The sequence below is a fragment of the Microcoleus sp. Pol8_D6 genome (genome assembly GCF_036700965.1).
Taxonomy (GTDB): Bacteria; Cyanobacteriota; Cyanobacteriia; order Cyanobacteriales; family Microcoleaceae; genus Microcoleus.
The window spans coordinates 1-12,116 of sequence record NZ_JAUBPW010000113.1 but is presented as its reverse complement, the minus strand read 5'-3'; the positions used below and the strand labels follow the sequence as shown (position 1 = coordinate 12,116).

The following is a 12,116-nucleotide window of genomic DNA, read 5'->3' as shown; positions in this document are numbered from 1 at the left end:
CTCATCTTTTTTCACAGTTTTACTAGCTTTTTCATTTTCGCCCTTTTTTCATATATTTGCAAACGTGAGATGCACCCGATAGAGTTTATGCGTCCCGAACTAATTAAGTGTAGTTAGTCCTGGACGCAACAATCCTATGGATAGGGGCAACCACGGGGGGTTTGCCGCTACATTCACATCATACAGCAGATTGCAAGTTTATAGATGACAGTAGCAGCATTTAGTAAACCTGTTTTTTAGATGTTGAGGATTTATTAAATCTAGTGCGACGGCAATTAATGTATCAATCATTTTTGTTGTAGTTGGAGAAAACTTACGCAGAAAAGACTTAAGTTGCGATTACCCTAATTCAATGGGATTAAATCGGGAAAATACGGTGATAAGTTAATAATATTTGCGCCAACTGCTTGAATCATCGGTGCAATTGAAGCTATTTTACGTGGTGGTAAATTATCCCTTACTACTACCGCTCCTACCCACAATTTCGGCAGTAAAATTTTTTCTATAAACAATTCAAATGCCTTGCATACCTTGAGTCATTTATTGTCATTAATGCTAGCAACTTTTTATACTAATAGCTCCAATTGCTGTGATGTTTACACCACGATTAAAGAGTTTAAAATCACATACTAGGAGTGCCGTGAAGTGAGCGAGTATACTTTCTAGTTAAACCGAGTAAAACCCCCATTTCATCCAGAAAAACCCGGTTCTCTGGAGCTATATTTTTCACTTTTTCCCAGTATTCTCCTCTTAACTTTTGCACCCAATCTGTCGCCGCTTGACTGCCTAAGAGCGTCTTTTTTTGTTTTTTAGCCCCAGCCTTTTTAATTCTTGGCACATGGTACTAGGACTTATCCATTGCCCGTAAATATTACCCCAATATTCACAATATTCTGACTCATGTGCTATCAGGATATTTTTCTACCAGCTCATGAAGTTGGCTTGAATATCCATTCAACTCACTTTTCTGGTTTCCACCGCCGACGTTGTGGTTGGATATCTCCTGTAAGTTGGTAGCGCTTTAATAGTCGTTCAACACTCATACTTACTCACATCAAATCTGGTAGCTAGTTTTCGTGCTTGATGTGTTACCCGGATTGTAAGCTTTGACCACTTTTTCTTGAAGTTCGATTGGTAATGGTTTCATTACTGCTACTGCTAATATATTTATTTTGGCGTTGCTGAATTAGGGTATAAAAAAAATAATTTAAAAAGCCAGAAGCTTTGTGGAGACTGGTTTATATGACTTGCATATTTAGCCTTTCATACCATAAATCAGCAACGCCCTTATTTTAAGTGTACTCTACATGTACTCTATTTACCTGCAATCTGCTGTAAGTCCGATCCTAGAAAAAGTTCGCACTCGGTTTGGCATTCAACGGTTAGTATTGGTGGGCGATCGAGGTGTACTTACGAGTGCAGGGATTGAAAAAAAATTAAAGGGGGTAGAGGGTTTAGACGCTCATTACAGCATTGAGAGCGCCGCAAATCCGAGAGTTGGTAGAACACTCTTGCGATACAACTGTCACTGTTTGACCAAAAAGATTTAGCTGCCATTCAATCCCTAGATTATCCAGGAGAGAAGTTAATCGCTGGGGTCAATCCGTTTTTAGCCCTAGAAAGAGCTGCTACTAGGGAAGCACTGCTACAAGCAACGGAGAAAGAATTAGACAAAATCGTCGCGGCAACAAATCGTTCTAAACGTGGGTTAACGGGATCCGAAAAAATTGTGGTGAGAGTGGGGAAAATTATCAATCGCTACCAAGTAGCTAAGCATTTTAATCGGTCGATTACCGACCAAAGTTTCAGCTACGAACGAAACAGTGAGAAAATTGCAGCGTCAGCAATTTACATGGGATGTATGTGATTCGCACTTCGGTTTCAGAGTCGGTCTTAGATGACTCCTCAACGGTGAAGGCTTATAAAAGTTTGTCTCAAGTCTAGCAAGCATTTCGCTGTTATAAAAGTATTGATTTGAAGGTGTGTCCGATTTACCATTGTTTAGTTTCTGGAATCCGAACGCACGTGTTTTTGTGCTTGTTGGCTTATTATGTGGAATAGCATATGCGCGAGAGATTAGCGCCGCTGCTATTTGAGGAGGAAGACTGGTTAGAGCCTCTGGAACCTACTTCAGTTGTTGTCCCGAATAAATCTGAGACTTCGGCTAGGCGGAAAGCTTCAACCAAACGTAATTCTGAGTGTTTTCCAGTTCAAAGTTTTCGGACATTGCTGACTAATTTGGCGACGATTACTAAAAACCAGGTGCAGCCTAAATTGGGGGGTGTTTCAGCTAGCTTTGACAAACTTAGGACTTACGCATTGACAAAATAACTCTATTGTGTATATCTGGAATAGAGGTGAATTCAATTCCTAAAAAAAACAGGATTGGGTAAAATTGCTCAAGTTATCAGGAGAGAAAAAATATTAGAACCAGAACTAAGCCATCCACCGCACTCTGCGACCTATCCAAGTACACATATTTTCTTTTAGCGGAGTCTAAATAGGGCTTGCTGAATAAAGGCCAAAAGATTTACGAGGGCTGGGTTATGCGATCGCGCGCTCGTCCGTCATCGCCGTGAAAAACAGGTAAAATAGGTCAAAACCCGTGCATCACCATTTGCGCTCGTGTACAGAAAAGCTGAGCTTGCTCTCCTATCACCCTCCGACTTTGAACTCCCCTCATGTGGAAGGTTGTCACCAGATAACCGTTGGGTAAAAATGGCCGAACTCATTCCGTGGTCAGAGTTTGAAGCAGAATATGCTGAAAACTTCCCCACAGAAATGGGAGCCCCTGCAAAATCTTTTCGCATGGCGTTGGGGGCATTAATAATTAAGGAAAAATTAGGAATTAGCGATCGGGAAACAGTAGAACAGATCCGTGAAAACCCTTATCTACAATACTTTATTGGTCAATCAAGCTACAGTAACGAGCTACCCTTTGACCCATCTCTATTAGTTCATTTTCGCCAAAGAATTAGTCCGAATCTAATTAATAAAGTTAACGAACGAATGGTTGAAAAAATTCGCTCCATCACGCCAGTCAAACCAGAAAAAAAAAAGGATTCGGACGCCAAAAATGAGTCACCCAATCGCGGAAAACTAATCATAGATGCAACCTGTGCTCCAGCCGATATTAGTTATCCGACAGACTTAGGACTATTAAACAGAGCCAGAGTTCATACCGAAAAAATGATAGATATCCTGTATAAACAGCTCAAAAGTCAAATCGCGAAAAAACCAATAACCTACCGTAATCTCGCCCGAAAAAATTACTTATTAATAGCCAAACAAAGAAGACCATCCCGCACTAAGAAAAGACAGGCAATTAAAAAACAACTTCAATATATCAAAAGAAACTTAGCTCATATTGAACAGCTAATTGATGCGGGTGCGAGCCTAGAAGGTCTGAATAAAAAGCAATATAAAACCTTGCTAGTCCTCACAGAAGTCTATCGCCAACAGCAATGGTTATTTGATAACAATAAACAGAGCATTGAGGATAGAATAGTAAGTTTAAGCCAACCCCATATCCGTCCCATAGTCAGAGGAAAAGCCGGAAAAAGCGTAGAGTTTGGAGCCAAACTATCAGCCAGTTGTTTTGAAGGATATGTATTTTTAGACCGGATGAGCTGGGATAACTTTAACGAATCATGGGACTTAAAAGCACAAGTAGAAGCATATCATAGGTTCACAGGATATTATCCAGAGTCCGTTCATGCAGATCGCATTTATCGAACAAGATCAAACCGAGCTTGGTGCAAAGAAAGAGGAATTAGAATCAGTGGACCGCCCTTGGGAAGACCCCCAGCCACCGTCAGTAAATCAAAAAAGAAGCAAGCTAAAGAAGATGAGAGGATTCGTCAGGCAATTGAGGGCAAATTTGGGCAAGGCAAACGAAGATTTGGCCTGAATCTGGTAATGACAAAACTTGACAATACCTCGCAAACAGCCATTGCGATTACTTTTTTAGTAATGAACCTTTCTACCTGGTGGCGCCGGGTTTTTTTTGTGTTTTTATGCCGTTCGGGGAAAGCAATGCCTGTTTTTGGGTTTAATATAATCTACACTTATGTTTTACTCAAATTGAAGCCGGAAAAACTCATATTTAACTCTGGTTGAATATATCGATCGCTTCTGTTATTGGGAAAGCGATCGATTATTCAGCAAGCCCCAATTAGAATTGATGAGGGCAGAGGCATTGATTGATAATTGGTATGAAATTCAAAGAAATTTATCGTTAGAAGTAGCCCGTGATTTTATTCTGCATTACCTGAATCAAAAAGTAGGTCTAAAAGCTGAATATTAACTAACCGCTAAGTTCCTATTAATATCCTCGCAAAAACTCTACATTTAAGGGCTTTTTGCAATTGTTTGTGATGGTCAAAACTTTACCTGCCAAAGGAATTTCGTAATTTTAGCACTTGCTTCATATTTGGGCTGATTTGTCAATGCGTAAGTCCTAAAACTAACGATACCGAGTTCTTTACAGCAGAAAGCCTTCGATTTGCTAGAGGTTTCACTGACCTTGTAGTCATGTAGCGAACCTTGGCTCAAGTCCGAGCGCCCCACTGATGGGGGTTTGAAATGCAACTTTTAAAGGGTGTGAGGTAAGATTCCGTCTAAGGATAAAACTCCTTCCTCATTAATCCTCCACTGTCCCCAAGGCCCTCAAGGTTGCCTTCTGCGCTTCCGTTAATCCTATCGCACCTGTGATGTTCATGCCTTCATAGAGCCGATCAGCTCTCAGGGTTTTGAGGCACTCACCTGTTTTGGCATCCCAAAGCTTGACAGTCTCATCTTGGCTGCCACTGGCTAAGGTAAGACCATCCGGACTCCAAGCTACTGAGCGCACCCAACTGGTGTGACTGTGCAAAACTTGCCGGCAGTCACCTTCGGCAACATCCCATAACCGAATTGTTTGGTCAGCACTGCCACTGGCTAAGGTAAGACCATCTGGACTCCAAGCTACTGCCCATACCCCACCAATGTGACCGTGCAAAACTTTGAGGCAGCTATCTTGCAGTACATTCCATAGCCGCACCGAAGAGTCATTACTGCCACTGGCTAAGGTAAGACCATCGGGACTCCAAGCTACTGAGCATATCCAATCGGTGTGACCGTACAAAGTTTTAATGCAGTGACCTTCGGCAACATCCCATAACCGAACTGTTTGGTCAGCACTGCTACTAGCTAAGGTAAGACCATCGGGACTCCAAGCTACTGAGGGGGCTAAACTGGTGTGACCGTGCAAAGTTTTAACACAGCTAGCTTGCACTACATTCCACAACCGCACTGAGGCGTCATTACTGCCACTGGCTAAGATAAGACCATCCGGACTCCAAGCTACTGAATGCACCCAGGTGTGACTTGGCAATGCTAGTAGGCACTGACCGTGGGCCACATCCCACAATCGCACTGAAGAATCGTCACTGCCACTAGCCAGGGTACGACCATCCGGACTAAAGCTGACCGAGTATACCGCACTGGTGTGACCGTGCAAAGCTCTTACACAGCGACCTTCAACGACATCCCACACTCGAACTAGGGAATCTAAACTGCTACTGGCTAGAGTCTGACCATCCGCACTGAAGGTGACCGAGCGTATCCCACTACTATTACCCTGCCAAGTTTTGAGGCACCTACCTTGTGGCACATCCCATAACCGAATTGTTTGATCGTAACTACCACTAGCCAGGGTTTGACTATCGGGACTCCAAGCTACTGAGCGTACCCCAGCGCTATGGCCGTATAAAGCTCTTATGCAGTCTCCTTCAGCGACATCCCACAATCGCACCGAGGCATCATTACTGCCACTTGCCAGAGTACGACCGTCTGGACTGAAGCTAACTGCGCGTACCTCACTGGTGTGGCCCTGCAAAGCTTTTAAGGCTTCACCCTCACGTACATCCCACAGTCGCACCGAGGAGTCATTACTGCCACTTGCCAGAGTCTGACCGTCTGGACTGAAGCTAACTGCGCGTACCCCGCTGCTATGACCGTGCAAAGCTCTTAAGTCTTCACCGTCACCTACATCCCACAGCCGAACTGACGAGTCATTACTGCCACTAGCTAGAGTGTTACCATCTGGACTGAAGGTGACTGCCCATACCCCCTCCGTATGACCATGCAACACTCTGAGGCAGTTATAGTGGGAGACAACATCCCACAGCCGGATTGAGGAATCTTGAGAGCTACTGACTAAAGTATTACCATCTGGACTGAAGCTAACCGACCAGACTCCACTGGTGTGACCGTGCAAAGCCCCTATACAGTAGCCTTCAGCAATATCCCACAACCGCACAGAGGTGTCATTACTGCCACTGGCTAGAGTATTACCATCGGGACTGAAGGTGACTGCCCATACCCAACCCGTATGCCCCTTCAATGTCAAAAGTTGTTGACCATCCGCCACTTGCCATAGGCGAATCAGACCATCCACATCGCCTGTCGCCAAAAGTTTTCCATCTGGACTAAAAGCTACCGACAAAACACTACTTAAGGTTTCAGCAAATACGGATTTAGCAAGAGCGGTGTTCTGGAAATCGACACCAGCCAAATTCACTTGTCTCAGGTCGGCTTGCTTTATTGTCAGATGAGAAAAGTCATAGTTGGCTAAATTAATCTTGCTTTGACTCAATAAGTTAATAATATTTCCGCCTCCGTAGCCTGATGAAGCAGAAGCTTCTTTTTGGAATTTGACTAAAATCCTTTGCAGTTTATCTTCAATATTTTTCGGGGATCTAAATGTAGCGTGTAGTCTATCTATAATCGGCTCTAAAATCAGGCGAATCTGACTAGCTCTGATATAGTCCTTAGCCGTTGCTTTCATCAGAGCATGGCTAAGCAATAATCCGGGTTCTTCTGTAGAAATTTCTTCATAAAAAAGCTCGATTAAGAGTTCCGTCACATACTCCATCACCACAGGTTGTTGCGTGTAGAGGCCAGACTGCTTTGCCAGCAGCGTAGGTGCAGCCTTTTCGATCAGCGATCGCCCCCACAGAGCTTCTAGAGCTTCCAACACTTTTCCCCGATGCACCGCAGGCATCATGTCTGACTCGAGTTCGGCAATCGCCGTCCCTTCACGGTTAATCGTCAACCAGTACATGATGCTTTTCTCCAAAGGCGAAAGGCGCTCAAATTGTTGGTCTAGCAATCGCCGAATACCATTGAAGACAAAAGTATCTTCAGACAAAAATTCCCCAATTTCCCCGTCAAACAAGTCTCGAATTGAGGTGGATATAATTTTTACGGCCAGAGGATTGTGACCGTAGCGAGCGCACAACTGCTGTTTTTGGATTTCATCACCCGTTAGTCCTTTGGCAGTGAGCAATGCGCGAGCGGCTTCGGGGGAACCACTCAATCGTAGCGATCTCACTGGCAGCTTATCACCCTCATTGGCGACAATAATAGCTGGCTTTTCCCGACTGGTGAGGATTATGCAACTAGAGTGGGGGGTTTCTCCCATTACTCTAAGCAGTTCGCCATATCCTTCATAACAGTTGCGGAATTGTCCTGCCTCACCTGCCTCCAAAATGGTTTCCATGTTGTCCAAAATCAGCAAGCACCTTCTGGAGCGTAGGTAATGAATTAGCAGCCCTATCTTGGCAGACGTTTCTTGAAAGTCAGACACAAAGGCTACTAGGTCACAAGTGAGCATTTCTAGGAGTGGGGCATTACGCAGACTTCGCCAAATCACATAGTCAAACTCATGCTGTACTTGTGCCGCTACCTTGGCGGAGATCGCAGTTTTCCCAATCCCACCCATGCCCAGCACTGTTACTAGGCGACATCGGTCAGTTACAATCCATTGCTCTAGAGTCGTCAGTTCTTCCGTGCGTCCATAAAATAGTGATACATCAAGCGCCTCTCCCCAGTCTTGGTGCTTGTTGGCAATCCTTGCTTTAGGCTTTTCATCTAAGCGAACTGCAACATCCAGTTGTGTTATCTCTTCACAGTTCAGTACCAATCTGTGACACAGTTCTACAAAACTCGCACGGTCAACAGGTTTACCTGTCAGGAAGTTGCTGACTGTGGCTAGAGACAAACCCGCATCCTCAGCCAAAGCTCTTTGGCTGGGAAAGCCATTACGCTTGATTGCCAATTTCACTTGTTCAATGAACCCTTGACGAACCCTGAGCGATCTCGACATAACTTGTCCCACTCAATTTCTAGAAATTATACACAGTCAAAGTCAGTCACGAAGTCAGGACAAGTCAGGTATTCTCAGGCAGTAACTCAGTTAGCAGTCGAGTTTAATGAATTTATAGCTGACACTAGCCTGATTCCTGCATCAATGAACCTTAGTTTCACCCCTTAGCTAAGTAGAAGACCGTAATCCCTATACTTCTTAGTTTTTTGACAGAAAAAATGGGATCTACGTTTTGTTTTACTTGCTATCGTAGCTTGATTTTTTCTACTCAATTACTGAAAACTAAAAGGGGGAAAAATGGGCAAACAAAAACTTTTTGAAGTTAATAATTATACTGTTTGGCAATTTTCGGGTCACAATGCCTTCTTTTTTAAATCAGGAATAGCCCTTGATGCTTATGGAGTACCTAATGCCTACAATCTTGATGATACAGGTGAGGAGGGGGGCGGAATAGAGCAGGCTAAAAATATGTTCGACGAATTGTAGTTAGCATTTTTGTAGCAGTTGACGTAATTTAAAATTTTGGAAAAATTTGTTGAAGATCCAGTGTCCATCAAGGCGAAATGCAAAAATTATGTCAAACACAACTTTTAATGTCTAGCATTCTATGGGAAGGTAAGCTGTTTACCATTTAAATCTCAGACGCTATCTAAGCTAGTAAAGAGTTTCAGGCTCGGAAATACGCAGTTTAAATGCTAAACAGCTTATGGCGACGTCTATCGACACAAAGGAGAAAATAAATGGTTAATCGTGTAGCGTTAGATATTTTCTATCCTGCCAAACCGTCAAAATTGCCTGTTTGGGAAAGTGCAACGCTGTGGAAATTTTGGGAACTTTGCAGAATTAGTTTGGCTAGGGAAACCGTTGGATATGAATATCGTTTAATTCCTGAAGCGCAAGATTTTTTGGAAAATCAAATCCTTATAAATTATACACAAAACAATGCTTTTAATTTTGAAAACAATCTAAATCAGAACGTCCAATCAATTTTATTTTATTTTTTCTTCACTCAAGAATGTGGAATAAGTAGAGCCAAGCGCGCTGCTGCTGGGCTTTGTTTAAGATGCTATGTTTCTTACTCGATACTCAAAGCTTGCCAAAAAATTGACAGTTTATTCGGCGGTCAAAAAAGATTCACTTACAATGATTTGCTGCCGTTGGTGCTCAATGATGATGGTAAAACTTTAATTGTTTTAGATAGCCAAAGAAAAACTCAACTTGTATTGGACGGTAACGGCAAAACTAAACCAACTAATTATAATTTTTTTACTGTTGAGGTCTTGCGGACGTTTAAGCCTGATTCACCGTCCAGCATGAGCTTAGACAATTGGGCTTATTTGCAAACAAAACAAAATCCAGAAGTTAAAAACTTTTTATCAGAATTTGGGTTTAAACATCTGAGCGACTGGGCAATTTTAAATCGAGCTAGACCCAAACAGGTTGAAAGCTTATCAGAGTACGATCGCCAATTAATAAACATATTTCATGCCGTATACCGCCGAGACAGGCGCGAACACCGATCGGCGGGAGTACAAAAATGCCCCGATCCCTCTAATTCTCAACTTCAAGAAATGCTAACTGCCTTGCAGAAACAAAATGTCACTGTCAAGAGCAATATTGAGTTGATAGCAGAATTAAAACAGGTAGCAGTGCAGTTGAAGGAGTATGACGTTTGGAGTTCCAGAGAACCTTTGGAAATCCGTGACCCCGATACTGGAAACGACGTACTCAGACCGGATTTGCCTCTTGCTCCCACAGAGGAATTAAATGTGGAAGAACAAGAAATTTTGGAATTCTTGCACCAGCAGCTAAAGTCAGCTTTAATTCAATCAATAGATCAAGAAATTAGCGCTTGCATTGCCAAATTAGAAAAAAGCAAAACTTATGCCATTTTTGCTGGAAAATTTATTACTGGTTTACAATTATATTACTGTCATGGAATGTCTCTCAAAGAAATAGTTCCTTTATTGGAAATGAGCAGTTGGGATCAAGCGAGGCGAGTATTAGATCCCGGAAAACTTATCAACAATGTACGCGCTCGTACTGTGGAGAAAGTTCTTGATTCTACGATAGCCAAGGCTCACGAAAAAGGTTTGACTCAAATTCCCCCTGAACCCGAGTATCTCAAAAACTTGATTGAACAAATTGAAGCTTTTGCTGATGTGGAATTTTTCCAAGAAGCAGCCGAAGAAATTAGAGCGGGGAAAAACCGCGAAATGAACAGCTTGTATGCTCAGCAGCTTCGGGTTTACTTTAGCAACATAGCATCATAGCATCCATAGCATGATGCTATTATAGCATCACCGAAAAAAGGAGTAAAATAATGATTGGTTCCTCGGGAAATTTAACAGATGCAAGGTTGCTATTACCGGAAGTTATTTGGCTGGAACCCGAAGATTTTGAAATGGCAAAACAAATGAGCGAGCTAGTTAAAGGTGAATCTCGCCAGTGGCAAACTTATCTGAGTGCACTCGCGGTACAAAGTTTTGAGCAGTGGTTGATCGATAGCCTCCCCAATCAAACAATTACGCTAGATAAAATTGGCACTTTCAGCTATCTGAAAGTAGGTGAATTTAAACTTTGTATAATTGCCGTTGAACACTGTCTAGACGAAGTGGTGAGCATACCTCAAGATGCGATCGCTTCTGGAACACAAACCTCTGATTTTTATACAGTGTTAGAAGTATTAGAGGAAGAAGAACAACTAATTATCAGGGGTTTTCTGCATTGCGACCAAATAAATTATTATCGGAGTTTGCTCAATTTGCAAGCTTTACAAGACGGTTGTTACCAGCTATCCCTATCTTTATTTGATGCAGAACCGCATCACTTGCTGTTATACTGTCGCTACTTAGCACCAGTTGCTGTGACTCTACCTGTAGTTTTAGCGTAACTGCTCACCGCAACTGCGTTGCGGTATTGCAAATGGTGAGGTTTGAGCCGAGATACTATGTATAGGTTCTAGTTTTTTTAACAAATTCTAACTCTTCACTAAATTTTTTTGGGCAACTTTCACCCTCCATCTGACGGCAATTTACTTGTAAATATACTTTTTGCTCTCCAAATGGCAAATTCCTCACTACATAATAATGATTTTCATGGAGTTTATCAGTTTTCTTCCGACAGTGGGGACAAATGGCTTTTTTGTGGTTATTATCTAAGTAAATCGTGATTTCTATATTTTCAATAATCTGATAATTTTTGACGGTCACTCCCTAAATATTAAGGAGTTTGGTCATTAGATGAAGTTGAGGAGTGGAAGCCCTAGCTATAATTTTTATTTTAATTTTGCTCAGCTCTGATTTTATTAAATAACAAAAATCCCTGTACGTCAGTACATAATTGCTTTGCAAGCGCCTAATTTTTATATTTTAGAGTTAATTTTTATAAAAATTATTAAGTTTTTTACATACTAGGTTCGGTGGAGCAACTTTTAATAACCCCTCTGATTGGATATGGAGCTTTAGTTTCAGCCCGGACGATCGCCGCCACTAGCACTACTGAGAAAGCAGTCAAAGTTTGGAGCGTAGATGGCAATCAAAAGGCGGTACTCAAGGGGCATACAGATGGGGTAAACAGTGTCAGTTTTAGCCTGGACGGTCAGAGGATTGCTATTGCTAGTTGGGATCAAACAGTGAGACTTTGGAGCAAGGAAGGTCAAGAAATCGCCACGCTCAAGGGGCATAGCGATGGAGTTCACACTGTCGTTTTTAGCCATGACGGTCAAAATCTCGCTTCTACCAGCGAAGATAAAACAGCCAAACTTTGGACTCGTGAAGGTAAGGAAATTGCGACATTAAGAGGGCATAAAGATGCTGTTTGGGATGTGGATTTTAGCCCAGATGACCGGAGAATCGCTACTGCTAGTTTGGATGGTTCAGTCAAATTTTGGGTGCATCTCACGTTTGCAAATATATGAAAAAAGGGCGAAAATGAAAAAGCTAGTAAAACTGTGAAAAAAGATGAG

General features: G+C 42.3%; 9 protein-coding genes. 7 read left to right on the top strand and 2 right to left on the bottom strand.

From position 1 onward, the window contains the following. Positions 1-1,307 precede the first annotated feature (1,307 nt). The 3 genes from QUA10_RS27720 (at position 1,308) to QUA10_RS27710 (ending at position 4,119) form a co-directional block, all read left to right on the top strand. Positions 1,308-1,550, top strand: a complete 243-nt coding sequence (locus tag QUA10_RS27720) for a hypothetical protein (RefSeq protein ID WP_333085733.1) — start codon at positions 1,308-1,310, stop codon at positions 1,548-1,550. Between the two features lie 514 nt (positions 1,551-2,064). Further along, positions 2,065-2,331 (top strand): hypothetical protein, encoded by a 267-nt coding sequence (locus QUA10_RS27715; protein WP_333085732.1) that lies wholly within the window; start codon positions 2,065-2,067, stop codon positions 2,329-2,331. Positions 2,332-2,625: 294 nt separating this feature from the next. After that, positions 2,626-4,119 (top strand): IS5 family transposase, encoded by a 1,494-nt coding sequence (locus QUA10_RS27710; protein ID WP_333085731.1) that lies wholly within the window; start codon positions 2,626-2,628, stop codon positions 4,117-4,119. A gap of 523 nt (positions 4,120-4,642) precedes the next feature. Here QUA10_RS27710 and QUA10_RS27705 read toward each other — a convergent pair. Next, the gene (locus QUA10_RS27705; protein WP_333085730.1) at positions 4,643-8,149 is read right to left on the bottom strand and encodes a WD40 domain-containing protein; all 3,507 of its coding nucleotides are present in this window, start codon (positions 8,147-8,149) and stop codon (positions 4,643-4,645) included. A gap of 297 nt (positions 8,150-8,446) precedes the next feature. Here QUA10_RS27705 and QUA10_RS27700 point away from each other — a divergent pair, with 297 nt between their 5' ends. The 3 genes from QUA10_RS27700 (at position 8,447) to QUA10_RS27690 (ending at position 11,042) form a co-directional block, all read left to right on the top strand. Beyond that, positions 8,447-8,635 carry a hypothetical protein gene (locus QUA10_RS27700; RefSeq protein ID WP_333085729.1) on the top strand — a complete coding sequence of 63 codons (189 nt, stop codon included), beginning with the start codon at positions 8,447-8,449 and terminating at the stop codon, positions 8,633-8,635. Positions 8,636-8,889: 254 nt separating this feature from the next. Further along, a complete protein-coding gene (locus QUA10_RS27695) occupies positions 8,890-10,422 on the top strand; it encodes a hypothetical protein (protein WP_333085728.1) in 1,533 nt (510 codons plus the stop codon). A gap of 50 nt (positions 10,423-10,472) precedes the next feature. Continuing rightward, a complete protein-coding gene (locus QUA10_RS27690; RefSeq protein WP_333085727.1) occupies positions 10,473-11,042 on the top strand; it encodes a DUF1822 family protein in 570 nt (189 codons plus the stop codon). A gap of 55 nt (positions 11,043-11,097) precedes the next feature. Here QUA10_RS27690 and QUA10_RS27685 read toward each other — a convergent pair whose 3' ends face one another. Continuing rightward, positions 11,098-11,361, bottom strand: coding sequence for a transposase family protein (locus QUA10_RS27685; RefSeq protein ID WP_333086438.1), 264 nt, complete (start codon positions 11,359-11,361; stop codon positions 11,098-11,100). Positions 11,362-11,570: 209 nt separating this feature from the next. On the opposite strand from QUA10_RS27685, the gene QUA10_RS27680 reads away from it, so the two are divergent. Beyond that, the gene (locus QUA10_RS27680; RefSeq protein WP_333085726.1) at positions 11,571-12,068 is read left to right on the top strand and encodes a hypothetical protein; all 498 of its coding nucleotides are present in this window, start codon (positions 11,571-11,573) and stop codon (positions 12,066-12,068) included. Positions 12,069-12,116 lie beyond the last annotated feature (48 nt).